Origin of the sequence: Amycolatopsis sp. M39 (assembly GCF_001651785.1) — a bacterium.
Classification (GTDB): Bacteria; Actinomycetota; Actinomycetes; order Mycobacteriales; family Pseudonocardiaceae; genus Amycolatopsis; species Amycolatopsis rubida.
On record NZ_LWSF01000001.1, the window covers coordinates 589,250 to 603,045 of the forward strand.

11 protein-coding genes are annotated in these 13,796 nt (G+C 69.2%); 6 read left to right on the top strand and 5 right to left on the bottom strand.

Annotated features, from left to right (window positions below):
- Positions 1-41 precede the first annotated feature (41 nt).
- From A4R44_RS02805 to A4R44_RS02820, 4 genes are read left to right on the top strand one after another with little or no spacing between them, the layout of a single operon-like run.
- Positions 42-1,130 (top strand): ABC transporter ATP-binding protein, encoded by a 1,089-nt coding sequence (locus A4R44_RS02805; RefSeq protein ID WP_067576078.1) that lies wholly within the window; start codon positions 42-44, stop codon positions 1,128-1,130.
- Complete coding sequence (locus A4R44_RS02810) at positions 1,130-1,822, top strand: ABC transporter permease (RefSeq protein WP_067576080.1); 693 nt, start codon at positions 1,130-1,132, stop codon at positions 1,820-1,822. The genes A4R44_RS02805 and A4R44_RS02810 overlap by 1 nt, the downstream gene beginning before the upstream one ends.
- On the top strand, positions 1,819-2,523 hold the full coding sequence (locus A4R44_RS02815) for an ABC transporter permease (protein WP_067576082.1): 705 nt from the start codon (positions 1,819-1,821) through the stop codon (positions 2,521-2,523). The genes A4R44_RS02810 and A4R44_RS02815 overlap by 4 nt, the downstream gene beginning before the upstream one ends.
- Positions 2,520-3,413 carry an ABC transporter substrate-binding protein gene (locus A4R44_RS02820; RefSeq protein WP_067576084.1) on the top strand — a complete coding sequence of 298 codons (894 nt, stop codon included), beginning with the start codon at positions 2,520-2,522 and terminating at the stop codon, positions 3,411-3,413. Before A4R44_RS02815 ends, A4R44_RS02820 begins: the two co-directional genes overlap by 4 nt.
- Before the next feature lie 56 nt (positions 3,414-3,469).
- On the opposite strand, the gene A4R44_RS02825 is transcribed toward A4R44_RS02820, so the two are convergent.
- From A4R44_RS02825 to A4R44_RS02835, 3 genes are all read right to left on the bottom strand, one after another.
- Positions 3,470-3,997, bottom strand: a complete 528-nt coding sequence (locus tag A4R44_RS02825) for a GNAT family N-acetyltransferase (RefSeq protein WP_067576086.1) — start codon at positions 3,995-3,997, stop codon at positions 3,470-3,472.
- A gap of 210 nt (positions 3,998-4,207) precedes the next feature.
- Entirely contained in the window at positions 4,208-5,407 is a 1,200-nt protein-coding gene (locus A4R44_RS02830) for an MFS transporter (protein ID WP_067576088.1), read from the bottom strand.
- A gap of 59 nt (positions 5,408-5,466) precedes the next feature.
- Complete coding sequence (locus A4R44_RS02835) at positions 5,467-6,705, bottom strand: FAD-dependent oxidoreductase (protein WP_067576090.1); 1,239 nt, start codon at positions 6,703-6,705, stop codon at positions 5,467-5,469.
- 150 nt (positions 6,706-6,855) lie between these two features.
- Here A4R44_RS02835 and A4R44_RS02840 point away from each other — a divergent pair, with 150 nt between their 5' ends.
- Positions 6,856-7,323, top strand: a complete 468-nt coding sequence (locus A4R44_RS02840) for a nitroreductase family deazaflavin-dependent oxidoreductase (protein WP_067576576.1) — start codon at positions 6,856-6,858, stop codon at positions 7,321-7,323.
- A 103-nt stretch (positions 7,324-7,426) separates the two neighbouring features.
- On the opposite strand, the gene A4R44_RS02845 is transcribed toward A4R44_RS02840, so the two are convergent.
- Together A4R44_RS02845 and A4R44_RS02850 are read right to left on the bottom strand one after the other, a co-directional pair.
- Positions 7,427-11,107: a multifunctional oxoglutarate decarboxylase/oxoglutarate dehydrogenase thiamine pyrophosphate-binding subunit/dihydrolipoyllysine-residue succinyltransferase subunit gene (locus tag A4R44_RS02845; protein WP_093573250.1), complete on the bottom strand. Its 3,681-nt coding sequence runs from the start codon at positions 11,105-11,107 to the stop codon at positions 7,427-7,429.
- A 261-nt stretch (positions 11,108-11,368) separates the two neighbouring features.
- Complete coding sequence (locus A4R44_RS02850; protein ID WP_093573249.1) at positions 11,369-12,883, bottom strand: FAD-dependent monooxygenase; 1,515 nt, start codon at positions 12,881-12,883, stop codon at positions 11,369-11,371.
- Positions 12,884-13,138: 255 nt separating this feature from the next.
- Between A4R44_RS02850 and A4R44_RS49895 the strand changes: the two genes are divergently transcribed.
- The coding region (locus A4R44_RS49895; RefSeq protein WP_304456040.1) for a methyltransferase dimerization domain-containing protein at positions 13,139-13,796 on the top strand (658 nt) is incomplete at its 3' end.

Sequence of the window (13,796 nt, forward strand, 5' to 3'; positions counted from 1 at the left end):
GGCTACCGTCGGACTCTGCACCAGGACGTGGGGAGAAGTCTGTGACCATCGAATTCCGAGACGTCGTCAAACGCTATCCGGACGGCACGGTCGCGGTCGACGGCCTCTCGCTCACCGTGGAAGACGGCACGATCACAGTGTTCGTCGGCCCGTCCGGGTGCGGGAAGACGACCTCGCTGCGGATGATCAACCGGATGGTCGAGCTGACGTCGGGCGCGGTGCTGCTGGACGGCAAGGACGTCAGCGAAGGCGACCCGGCGGTGCTGCGCCGCGGCATCGGCTACGTGATCCAGCACGCCGGGCTCTTTCCGCACCGGACAGTGCTCGACAACATCGCTACCGTGCCGCTGCTGTCCGGATGGGACAAACGCAAGGCGCGCGCCCGGGCGGCCGAGCTGCTCAAGACGGTCGGCCTGCCGACGGAACTCGGGAAGCGTTATCCGGCGCAGCTGTCCGGCGGGCAGCAGCAGCGCGTCGGCGTGGCTCGCGCGCTCGCCGCGGATTCTCCGGTGTTGCTGATGGACGAGCCGTTCTCCGCGGTCGACCCGGTGGTCCGCGAAGGGCTTCAAGACGAGTTGCTGCGGCTGCAATCCCAGCTGGGCAAGACAATCGTGTTCGTCACGCACGACATCGACGAGGCCGTGCGGCTCGGGGACAAGGTCGCGGTGATGCGCGTCGGCGGGAAGCTCGCGCAGTACGGCACGCCAGCCGAGGTGCTGCGGCATCCGGTGGACGACTTCGTCGCGTCGTTCGTCGGCCGGGACCGGGGGTATCGAGGGCTTTCGTTCCTGCCGGCGAGCGGTGTCGAGGTGTCGCCGGCTCGCACGATCGAGCTCGGCAGCAAGATCGACGGTCCGTCGGAGGGCTGGCTCCTCGCGGTGAACGACGAGAAGCAGCCGCGCGGCTGGTTGCCACCAGGCTCCACAGTGGACGGTCCGTTGGCGGAAACCGACCTCGTGGCAGGCGGATCGCTGTACGTGCAGGGCACGCCGATCCGCGGGGCGCTCGACGCGGCGCTGTCGTCGCCGGCCAGTCTCGGCGTCGTGGTGGACGGCGGGAACCGGGTGCTCGGGACGGTGGTCGCGCACCAGGTCCTGGACGTGATCGAGGCCTCCCCGCAGGCGTCCTGATGGGCGGCTTCTTCGGCGAACTCGGCCGGTACCTGTCGAGTTCCAGCAACCGCGGCGAAATCCTCGCCAACCTGCTTGAGAACATCTATCTCGCGCTGGTGCCGCTGGTCGCGGGCATCGTGCTGGCGATCCTGCTCGGCTGGCTCGGGCATCGCTGGCGGCCCGCGCGCAGTGTGCTGCTGGTCGTGGGGAATCTGCTGTACACGATTCCGTCGCTGGCGCTTTTCGTGGTGATTCCCGGCATTATCGGCACAAAAATTCTCGACAGTGTCAACGTGATCGTCGCGCTGACCATCTACACCACCGCGCTGCTGGTGCGTCCGGTGCTCGACGCGCTGGAAGCCGTGCCACCGCACATCGTCGCGGCGGCCACGGCGATCGGATATCGCGGGCCGCGCCGGTTCTTCAGCGTCGAACTGCCGCTCGCGGTACCGGTGCTCGCGGCGGGGGTCCGGGTGGCGTCGGTGAGCAACATCAGCCTGGTCAGCGTCGGTGCGCTGATCGGGACCGGGGCGCTCGGCGTGCTGTTCACCGACGGGTTCCAGCGAGAGTACTTCTCGCCGATCGTGGTCGGGATCGTGCTGACCATGCTGCTCGCGTTGATCGTCGACCTGCTGCTGGTGCTGCTGCGCAATCTGTTGACGCCTTGGGAGAGAGCGGGTCGCGCGCCGGCCGCGGAGGTGGCGGGATGATCGGCGACGTCTTCACCTGGTTCACCACGGCCGCGAACTGGCAGGGCACGGACGGCATTCTCGCCCGGCTGGCCCAGCACGTCGGCTACGTCGCGCTGGCACTGGTCATCGCGCTGGTGATCGCGATCCCGATCGGACTGTTCGTCGGGCACACCGGCCGCGGCGGCGTCGTGCTGGTCGGTGTCGGCAACGCGATCCGCGCACTGCCGACGCTGGGGCTCGTCACGTTCCTGTTCCTGCTCTTCACCGAAAGCACCACGGCGACCATCATCGGCCTGGTGGTGCTGGCGATCCCGCCGGTGCTGGCGGGCACGTACGCCGGTCTGCAAGCGGCCGAGCACGACGTCGTCGACGCCGCGCAAGGCATCGGGATGACCGGCTGGCAACGACTGTGGCAAGTGGAGGTGCCGATCGCGCTTCCGCTGGTGCTGGGCGGAATCCGCAACGCCGTCCTGCAGCTGATCGCGACCGCCGCGGTGGCCGCGTACGTGGGTCTCGGCGGCCTCGGTCGGTTCCTGCTCGACGGACTGGCCATTTTGGACTACACCGAGGTCGTCGCGGGCGCGATTCTCACCGCGTTGCTGGCGATCGTGATCGACCTGCTGCTCGCCGCGGCACAGCGAGCCTTGGTGCCCAAGGGGGTCCGGCTGGCCGCGCAGGCAGCGTCCGGCCGGGCAGTGGCTGCGGGAGGAGCGGCGTGAAACGGTGGGGCATCCTGGTGGCCGGGCTGGCGCTGCTGGCGTCGGCATGCGGAAACCCGCTGTCGGGCGGGGGTGAGGGCGGCAGTACCGGCGATATCATCATCGGTGCGTCGGATGTCGGGGAAAGTTCTTTGCTGGCCCAGATTTACGCCGGGGCCCTGCGGAATGTCGGTGCGCACAACGTGACGGTTCGGCCACCGGTCGGCAGTCGCGAGGTCGTCGTGAAAGCGTTGCAGGACAAGTCGTTGTCGGTGGTGCCGGATTACTCCGGGAACTTGCTGCGGTACTTCGACAAGAATACCGCGGCGACGACTTCGGAAGATGTCTACGCGCAGCTCAAGCAGAAGACCCCGGGTGGATTTGAGGTGCTCGACCAGTCGCCCGCGCAGGACAAGGACTTGCTCGTGGTGGGCAAGGAACTCGCGGCCACCGGCGTGAAGACGTTTTCCGACCTCGGACCGCGGTGCGAAGACCTGGTGATGGGCGGGCCGGGGCAGTGGAGCAGCCGGTGGAAGGACCGGATCAAGCAGCTGTACGGATGCGAGTTCAAGGAAATCCGCACGACGGACACCGGCGGACCGGTGACGGTGGCGGCGTTGAAGTCTGGCGATGTGCAGGTGGCGGACCTGTTCAGCACATCGGCGACTATCGCGTCCAACGGGTTTGTGCCGCTGGAGGACGACAAGCACATGTTCCCGGCGCAGAACATCGTGCCGCTGGTGTCGCGGGGGACGTTGAATGACGCCGAGACGGCGGCGTTGAACCGGGTTTCGGCTGCGCTGACTACCGAGCAGTTGACCGAGTTGAACGTGCAGTACACGGATGAGAAGCGGAATGCCAAGGATATCGCTGGGGAGTTCTTGCGGCGGAACGGGCTGGCGGCGTCGTGAGTGGCGATCCCGGTGAGAACCGGGATCGCCACTCACGACGCGTCCTCAGCCATTGCTCACAGCCGGTCGAAGGCCGCGGCGTAGCGGAACGCTCCGCGGTTTCCCGGGTTGTACGCCGCGAGCGGGAGGGCCTGGAAGTGCGGCGCCCATTCCGGCACCGGCGGTGTGACGCCGAGCTTCTCGGCCAGGACGAAGCCGAAGCGGGAGTAATAGCCCGGGTCGCCCAGGAGCACGATCAGGCCGTAGCCGAGTGCGTTGGCGGCGCCGATCGTTGCGTGGACCAAGGCGGAGCCCGTGCCGCCGCGGTGGTGGGCGGGGAGGACGCCCAGCGGGCCGAAGCCGATGGCGGAATCTGGATCGTCGTCGAGACGGCCTGGGCTGGAGCAGGCGTGGCCGATCACCTCTCCGTCGCGGAGGGCGACGAGCGAGAGCGCGGGGAGCAGATCGCCGTCGGCGGTGAGTTCGGCGACTAGCTTCGCTTCCGGCATTTCGCCGGTGACGTCGGGGTTGTGGGCGCGGAACGCGGCGGTGTGCACGGCGTGGATCGCGGGTGCGTCGTCGGCGGTCGACTGGCGGATCTGCATGCGTCCAGTTTCCGTGAGCGACGGCCTGTGCGGAAATTGATTTTGGCCGGCCGCGTCAGGAGAACCGGGGGACGATGAGCGAGTCGGTGGCGATTGGGGCGCGGGCGAACACCTGCGGGGCGGCCGGCGGGTTCGGCTGGCGTCGATGGAGGAGCGGCTCGACCCGACCGACACCGTGGCCGGCTGTCGTTGCGTATCGGCGAGCGCTGATCAGGCCGTCGCTGTCTGCGGAGCAACCCGCGCCGGGCGGTCGTCCCGCATGAAGAGGAGGACCAGGGCTCCCACGAGCGGTCCGGCGGCCAGGGTGAGGAACGCCGAATAGAACGAGCCGGTCGCGTGGAAGACCGGTCCCACGACGGCGGGCACGATTACGCTGCCCAGTTGCCAGAAGGCGTTCACCGCGCCAGCGGCGGAACCGGCTAGCCCGGCACCGGTCAGGGCGGGGATCATGGCAGCTGTCAGCGGGCTGTAGGCGTACGCGCCGATGCCGAGAATCGGGGCTACCACTAGGAAAGCGCTGTAGCTGCTGAGGGAACCGAAGACCAGCAGCGCCCCGCCGAAGAGGATGAGGACGGCGATGATCGGGATTCGCCTGCCTAGGCCGGCTTTGTCGGTGAGCCAGCCGATCAACGGCTTGATCACGACCGCGGTGCCGGAGAAGATGACCAGGACTACGCCAGCCCGTACGGGGTCGATGTGTTCGCCGCGGATCATCAGGGTGTTGGACCACGTGACGAAACCGTAGGTGCCCCACAGGCCGCCGAAACCGGCCAAACCCAGCAGCAGTAGGTCGCGGTTGCGGAAGAGCGGGCGGGGATCCGGCAGTGCGCGGCGGGTGGAAGCGGAGACGGTGCCGTTGCGGATGAAGGCCAGGCACAGCAGGCCGAGTGCGACGGTGACTCCGCCGAAAAGGTGGTACGACACTGGCCAGCCGCTGTTTTTCACGAGCGTGGGCACGACGGCGTTGGCTACGACGGTGCCCAGTGACGTCGCGGTCATGAAGACGCCGCTCGCGAGACCGTGTTCTTCTGGGCGGAACCAGGTGGTGATCAGCTTCAGCCCGGCCGAGAAGTCGACTCCGGCGAAGAGGCCTAGCAAGGCTTGCAGGACCAGGCCCCAGGCGATCGAGGTGGTCGAGCCGAACCCCACCATCAGCGCGCCCGCGACCAGCGAGCTGATGCCCAGGACCGCCCGGCTGCCCAGCCAGTCGGAGAGGAAGCCGCCCGCGGTGTTGGAGACGACGTAGCCGAGGTAGTAGCAGGTGGCGAAGATTCCGAGCGCGGCGAGCGGGACGCCGAGCGAATCGCTGACCGCCGCCGACGCGGGGCCCCAGGTTGAGCGGTCTACCGAGGTCATCGTGAACACTGCCCAGCAGAGCAGCAGGACGACCCAGCGATAGCGGCTCGGCATGGGGGCTCCTTCGACCGGGCGGATGATCAGGGAAGGTTCCCGTCGCCGGCGGTGGCGGGTCAAGCCAAGGCGCCCTGCCGGTGCAACTCGGCCCGGATCGCGCGAACATCGTGGGCTCGGCCGCCGACGTACTGGGCGGCGGCGATTCCCGCGGCGTGGCCGGTGGCGAAGGCGGTGCCCATGACGCGGACGGAGGCGTACGCGTCGTCGTCGGAGCTGGTCAGCCGGCCGGCTGCCCAGAGGTTCGCGGTGTCGGCGGAGCAGATCGCGCCGTAGGGGAGGTCGTACCAGCCTCGGTCGGCGATCGGTTCGTAGCGGGTGACGCCTGGGCCCGCGTGGTCTTCGATCGGCCAGCCGCAGCGGCCGATGGACGCGCCGGGGCGTTTGCGGGCGGTCAGGACGTCGCGGCCGGTGAGTTGTTCGCGGCCTGCCAGGTGCCGGCCTTCGCGGATGCCCAGCTGGGGGCCGGTTTCCTCTAGGCGCGCCGACGACCAGCCGGAGAGGTGTTTGCGCAGCGCGTCCAGGTATTGCCATGCCTGGCGTCGCGCATTGGCCTCGTCGCGGCTCAGCGAGACGGCGTCCAGGACGTCGGTTTGTTCGTCCACCAGGAGTGCGATGACGTCGCGGGTCAACGGAAGGTGCACGGCGATGCCGTAATCGCGGGACAACTGGACGCCGGTTTCCCGTTGGTACGCGGCGACCGCGGCGCGCAGGCCCTCGCGCGAAAGGTCGGCATCCTCGGGGACGCCGGAGAATCGGCAGACGAGCGTGCTGGTTTGCCGCTCGCGCACCGGGGCTAGGCGGACGGCGGCTCCAGCGGCGGCCAGGAGTGCGCCGTCGCCGCTGGTGTCGATGAACGCACCGGCGGTGACCCGTTCCCGGCCGCCGCGGTGGTGCAGTTCGACCTCGGTGACGACGCCGTGCGTGCGCCGCGCGCCGATGAGTTTGGTGTGCAGGAGGACGTCCACGCCGGCGTCGGCGGCCAGTTCGTCGTAGACCAGCTTGGTGGTTTCCAGGTCGAGCAAGACGATCTTGTTGCCGGTCCAGCCCATCGTCTTCTCTTCGTAGGCGCCGCGGTGGCGCAGCCGCCGCAGCACCTCCTCGCCGACGCCCGCGACGACCTGCTGCCCGGTCTGGTCGAAGAAACCGCAAAGGGTCAGCACGGAACTGATCGTCGCCGCGCCGCCGAGGTACGGGTACTGCTCGACCAGCAGCACCCGCGCCCCGGCCCGCGCCGCCCCGGTCGCGGAGGCGATACCCCCAGCACCGCCTCCGACTACGACGACGTCGTAGTGCACTCCAGCCCTCCTCGGGTGTTTGGCACCCAGTGAACTGGGTCCGGCCGGGACGTCGCCACTGCCTTTCCGGCACCCCGGGCATACCCGCGAGGTATATATATGGATGCCAGAAAGTATGAAACTCATACGAGTTGGCGTATGATCGAAGGCATGGACACGAAGGCCGCCGGATACCGGCGCAAGGTCAACACGATCAACCGGGTCATCACCGCCCTGCAGCGCGCGGGGCTCGCGTTCGGGCCGATGCAACTGCTCACCGTCCCCGGACGGCGCAGCGGCGAGCCGCGGACGTTTCCGTTGGCAGTATTGAAAGTCCAGGGCGGGGAGTACCTGATCCAGGCGTTCCCGAAGGCGGCGTGGGTGGCGAACGTCCGCGCGGCCAAGGAAGGCACGCTGTCGCGCGGGCGGCGGCAGCGGCGGGTGCGGTTCGTGGAGTTGCCGGTCGCGGAGCGGGGGCCGGTGTTGCGGGAGGTGGTCGCGGGCGGGCCGCCGAGCGTGGGGCGGCGTTACGTGACGACGGGGTTGGCGGAGTCGCCGACGCCGGACGGGGTGGCGGCCGCTGCGGCTGCGGGGAGGATCGCGGTCTTCCGGGTGGAGGCAGCGGGGCTGGGGTCGTGAGTGGCGATCCCGGTGAGAACCGGGATCGCCACTCACGACCACCCCACAACGGCGAAGGCCGCCGCGGGAACGATCCCGCGGCGGCCTTGCGCGTAACTGAGGATCAGTCGAACGCCTTGGCGATCAGCGCCTTCTGCTCGACGTCGTGCACCTTCGACGAACCGGCCGACGGGGCGGCCATCGGGCGGCGCGCCACCACGTCGAGCCCGCCGAAGAACTCCGGGAACTTCCGGGGCAGGTTGAGGCCGAAGAACGGCCACGCGCCCTGGTTTTCCGGCTCTTCCTGGACCCAGGCGATCTGCTGGGCGTTCGTGTAGCGCTCCACCGCCGCCAGCAGCTTCTTCTTCGGCAGCGGGTAGTACTGCTCGATCCGCACGATCGCGACGTCGTCCGCACCGCGCTTCTCGCGCTCGGCCACCAGCTCCCAGTAGAGCTTGCCCGAGGTGAGCAGCACCTTGCGGACCTTCGCCGGGTCCTGGGTGGCGTCGTCGATCACCGACATGAAGCGGCTCTGGCCGGTGAAGTCCTCGACCGTCGACGTCGCCGCCTTGTTGCGCAGCATCGACTTCGGGGTGAAGACGATCAGCGGACGCTGGATGCCGTCGAGGGCGTGGCGGCGCAGCAGGTGGAAGTAGTTCGCCGGGGTGGAGGGCACCGCGACGGTCATCGACGCTTCCGCGCACAGCGACAGGAACCGCTCGATCCGGCCGGACGTGTGGTCCGGGCCCTGGCCCTCGTGGCCGTGCGGCAGCAGCAGCACGACGTCCGAGCGCTGGCCCCACTTGGCCTCGCCGGAGGAGATGTACTCGTCGATCACGGTCTGCGCGCCGTTGACGAAGTCGCCGAACTGCGCTTCCCACATCACCAGCGCCTCGGAGTTCGCCACCGAGTAGCCGTACTCGAAGCCGACGGCCGCGTACTCCGACAGCGCCGAGTCGTAGATCATCACGCGGCCCTGGCCCTCGGCAAGGTGCTGCAGCGGCGAGTACTCCTGGCCGTTCTTGCGGTCGATGAAAACCGAGTGCCGCTGGGTGAAGGTGCCGCGCCGGGAGTCCTGGCCGGACAGCCGCACGAGACGGCCTTCCAGTGCCAGCGACCCGAACGCGAGCAGTTCGCCGAACGCCCAGTCGACGCCGCCCTCGCGCGACATCTTGTGCCTGCGCTCCATGACCGGCTTGACCCGCGGGTGCGGGGTGAAGCCCTCGGGCAGGTTGACGAACGCGTCGCCGATCTGCTCGACGACCTCGCGCGACACGGCGGTGGTGACCTTCGCCGGGATCTGCTGCTCGCCCTCGACCGACGGGCTCGCCTTCGCCGGGTGCTTCTCCAGTTCGCGCACCTCGTTGAAGACATGCTCTAGCTGGCTGGAGAAGTCGCGCAGTGCGGCCTCGGCCTCTTCGACGGAGATGTCGCCCCGGCCGATCAGCGATTCGGTGTAGATCTTCCGGACCGAACGCTTCGTGTCGATGATGTCGTACATCGCCGGCTGCGTCATCGAGGGGTCGTCGCCCTCGTTGTGGCCGCGGCGGCGGTAGCAGATCAGGTCGATCACGACGTCCTTGTGGAACGCCTGGCGGTAGTCCATCGCCAGCTTCGCGACCCAGTGCGCGGCTTCCGGGTCGTCGCCGTTCACGTGGAAGACCGGCGCGCCGATCATCTTCGCGACGTCGGTGGCGTACTGGCTGGAGCGCGAGTGCTCCGGCGCGGTGGTGAAGCCGACCTGGTTGTTGACGACGATGTGCACGGTGCCGCCGGTGCGATAGCCGCGCAGCAGCGCCAGGTTCAGGGTCTCGGCCACGACGCCCTGCCCCGCGAAGGCCGCGTCGCCGTGCATCAGGACCGGCAGCACGGTGTAGCCCTCGCCGCCCTTGTCGAGGACGTCCTGCTTGGCGCGGACGATGCCCTCGAGGACCGGGTCGACGGTCTCCAGGTGCGACGGGTTGGACGCCAGCGACACCCGGGTCTCCCCGTCGCCGAACATCCGGAAGTACTTGCCCTCGGCCCCGAGGTGGTACTTCACGTCGCCGGAGCCGTGCGCCTGGCCCGGGTCGAGGTTGCCCTCGAACTCCTGGAAGATCTGGCTGATCGGCTTGCCGACGATGTTCGCCAGCACGTTCAGCCTGCCGCGGTGCGGCATGCCGATGACGACCTCGTCCAGTTCCGCCTCGGCGGCCTTGTCGAGCACCGTGTCCAGCAGCGGGACCAGGGTCTCGCCGCCTTCCAGCGAGAACCGCCGCTGGCCGACGTACTTGGTCTGCAGGAAGGTCTCGAACGCCTCGGCGGCGTTGAGCTTCGACAGGATGTACTTCTGCGCGGACGGCTCCGGCTTGTTGTGCCGGACCTCGACGCGCTCCTGGATCCAGCGCCGCTCCTCGGGGTCGAGGATGTGCGTGTACTCCACGCCGACCGTGCGGCAGTAGGAGTCGCGCAGCACGCCGAGGATGTCGCGCAGCTTCATCCGCTCGCGGCTGGAGAAGTCGCCGACCGCGAACTCGCGGTCCAGGTCCCACAGGGTCAGGCCGTGGCTGAGCACGTCAAGGTCGTGGTGGCTGCGCTGGCGGTAGTTCAGCGGGTCGGTGTCGGCCATCAGGTGGCCGCGCATCCGGAACGCCTCGATCAGCTCCATCACGCGCGCGGTCTTGTCGACCGGGCCGTCCGGGATGTCGGCGACCCAGCGGATCGGCTCGTAGGGCAGCCGCAGGCTGGTGAAGACGTCGTCGTAGAAGCCGTCCTCGCCGAGCAGCAGTGCGTGAATGCGCTTCAGGAACTCGCCGGACTCGGCGCCCTGGATGATGCGGTGGTCATAGGTCGAGGTCAGCGTCATGATCTTGCTGACGGCGAGGTCGACCAGGGTCTTCTCGCTGGTGCCCTCGAACGACGCCGGGTACTGCATCGCGCCGACGCCGATGATCGCGCCCTGGCCCGCCTGCAGCCGCGGCACCGAGTGGTTCGTGCCGATGCCGCCCGGGTTGGTGAGCGAGATGGTGGTGCCCGCGAAGTCGTCCGCGGTGAGCTTGTTCGTGCGGGCCTTCTTGACGATCTCCTCGTAGGCCTGCCAGAACTGCATGAACGTCATGTTCTCGGTGGCCTTGATGGAGGCCACGACGAGAGTGCGGGAGTCGTCCTTGCCCTTCATGTCGATGGCAAGCCCGAAGTTCACGTGCTCCGGCGTGATCGCGAACGGCTTCCCGTCGATCAGCTGGTAGTGCCGGTTCATGTTCGGGAAGTCCTTCAGCGCCCGCACCATGGCGTAGCCGATGAGGTGGGTGAAGGAGATCTTGCCGCCGCGGGTGCGCTTGAGGTGGTTGTTGATGACGATGCGGTTGTCCGCCATCAGCTTCGCCGGGACCGCGCGCACGCTGGTCGCGGTGGGCACGGTGAGCGAGGCGTCCATGTTCTTGGCGATCGCCGCCGCGGCGCCGCGCAGCTGCTTGGACTCCGGCTCGGCGTCCTTCGCCGGAGCGGACTTGGCGGGCGCGGAAGCCGCGGGCTTCGCGGCCGGGGCGGGCTTGGCCGGAGCCTTGGCCGCCGGGGCCGCGGCGGCCTTGGCGGCCGGTGCTGCCGGGGCCTTCGCGGCGGGCTTGGCCGCGGGGGCGGACGCGGCGGCCTTGGCTTCCCCGTTCCCTTCCTGCGTACCGTTGCCGCCCGGAGTGGGCTTGTAGTCGGCGAAGAAATCGTGCCAGGCGGCGTCTACCGACTGGGGGTCCGCGAGAAACCGCTCGTACATTTCTTCGACGAGCCACTCATTGGCACCGAACTGCGATGCGGGACTGCTGCTGGCCACGGCTGGCTCTCGCCTCTATCCATTCTCGATCCGATATCACAAGCATCTGCTGACCGCCAGGCTAGTCCCCTGCCGGTGGCCCGAAACACGCCACCTGGACGCTCGTGAGACAGGTCATTGTCTGGATCGGTTGAGAGGCCCAGCCTGACAGACAGCAGGGCCCACCGTACGCGTCGCAAGGGCCGAATGCCGTCACCTCGGCCGCTCTGGGGTGACCTCGGCCACAACACAGCCACAGCTTTCTCCGCGGCGCGGCCGGGGTCAGCTCGCCGCGGCGGGCAGCGAGCGCACGGGTGCTGGTCCGAACCACGCGCGCAGGGCTTCGCGCAGATCGGCGGGATCGGTGTCCGGGCTCGCGGCGAGCCAGGCGACGTGCCCGTCCGGGCGGAGCAGGAACGCGGCGGGGACCTCGCTGGTGCACGGGGTGCCGGAGACGAGGTCGAGCCGGTCGAGCCACGGCGCGGCGGTGCGGGCCACGGCGGGGCCGTCGGTGAGGTCGACGAGCACGCCGCGGCCGGAGTGCAGCAGCTTCATCGTGGTCGTCGCGGTGCCGTCCACGACGATCGACCACTCCGGAACGCGGGTCCCGGCCAGCGGGTGGTCCGAGGCGGGGAAGGTCGGGTAGCGCACGTCGAGCGCGGTGATCATCTCCGCGAGGTAGCGGTTGACCTCGTCGAATTCCATCAGCGTCCCGAACAGCTCGCGCAGCGGGCCGATCTCCGGGCGCGGGTCCATCAGCGCGAGCTGGGCCTGGGTGTTGAAGCAGACGCGCGCGCCGACCGGATGGCGTTCTTCGTGGTAGGTGTCGAGCAGGGCGTCGGGGCTGCCGTTGACGACCGCGGCGAGTTTCCAGCCGAGGTTCACCACGTCCTGGATGCCGGTGTTGAGGCCCTGTCCGCCGGCCGGGAAGTGCACGTGCGCCGCGTCGCCGGCGAGCATCACGCGGCCCTTGCGGTACTGCGCGGCCTGCCGGGTCGCGTCGCCGAAGCGTGACAGCCACACCGGGTCGCGCATCGGGAGCTCCTGGTCGGTGACCCGCTTGACCGAGGCGGCGAGTTCTTCCAGCTCGACCGGGTCGTCGCGGTGCGCGGCAGGCGGCCGGAACTCGACCGACACGACGCGGTAGAGGTCGCCGCCGAGCGGGACCGTGCCGAACACGCCGCCCTGGCAGCGGGCCAGGTGCGGGCCGTCGGGCACCTGGTCGAGGTGGACGTCGGCGAGCATCGCGTCGATGTTGGAGGCGGTGCCGGGGAAGTCGATGCCGGCCAGTTTGCGGACCAGGCTGCTGCCGCCGTCGCAGCCGACGAGGTAGCGGGAGCGGATCCGGTACTCGCCGTCCGGGCCGGTCACGGTGGCGACCACCGCGTCGGGCCCGTTCTCCAGTTCGGTGAGCCGGTGCCCGCGGCGGATCTCGACGTCCAGTTCCCGCGCGCGCTCTTCGAGGATCGCCTCGGTGCGCGACTGCGGGACCATCAGCGCGTAGGTGTGTCGTCCGTTGAGCTTGCTGAGGTCGAGCAGCCGCATGCCGGCGAAGTGCCCCTTCGGCCACACCGGCGCGCCCTCGCTGAAGCGGGGCAGCAGGCCGCGCTGGTCGAGCACCTCGACGGTGCGCGAGTGCAGGCCGAGCGCGCGGGACTGCCCGCTCGGCTCGGGAAGCCGCTCCAGCACCAGCACTCGGCCGGGCCGCAGCCCCAGCTCGCTCGCGAGCATCAGCCCGACCGGGCCGCCGCCCACGATCACCACGTCGTACTCGACATCCATCCCGGTGCTCCCCATATGTCCCGTCCCTGTTGTCAGTCCGGTCAAGCCTGGAGTACCGCGCGGGTTCGCGGCTATACGCGCTGTGCTGGGGATTCAGCGCTCGCCGAGCGGTCCTGGACGCTGCGCGAGCGGGTCCGAGGCGGGCGTCGGCGGAGGTCGAGAGCGTGTTGAGGGGCCTTCGAGATCCGGCCGGAAACATCGCCGCACACGAGGATTTCCGCGGCGGTGCCGCCCGCGGACCACCAGAACGGAAGGCAGGTACGACCCGGGATGACTGCCCACACCACCGTGGACGCGCAGGCGATCGCCCGCCTCAACATGTTGTTCACCCAGTCGAAGATCCTGCACAGCGCGGTCGAACTGGGCGTGTTCGAACTGCTGGCTTCCGCGCCGCGGACGATCGACGAGATCCGGCAGGAACTCGGGCTGCACCAGCGGTTCACCGGCGATTTCGTCCAGGCGCTGGCCGCGCTCGGCCTGCTGGAACGCGACGGCGAGAAGTTCGGCAACACCCCGGCGGCCGCGGAGGTGCTGGTGCCGGGCGCGCCTGGCGGCGGTTACCTCGGCGCGCGGGTCCGCACGACCGCGCAGCGGCATTACGCGATGTGGGGCAAGTTGTCCGAGGCGCTGCGCGACGGCGAGCCGAAGGCGGATATCGGCGGGCACGGCGCGTTCGCCAAGCTGTACGAGGATCCGGTGCGCGCCAAGGCTTTCCTGGTGCACATGGACGCGAACAACGCGTTGGTCGCGCCGCAGCTGGCCGAGCACGTGGACTGGTCTTCCTACAAGAGCTTTGTCGACGTCGGCGGCGCTCGTGGCAACGTCGCGGCACAGTTGTGCCTCGCGCACCCGCACCTGCACGGCGGGGTGTTCGAGCTTCCGCCGATCGAACCGCACTTTGCCGAGCTGATGGCGGAACTCGGTGTCG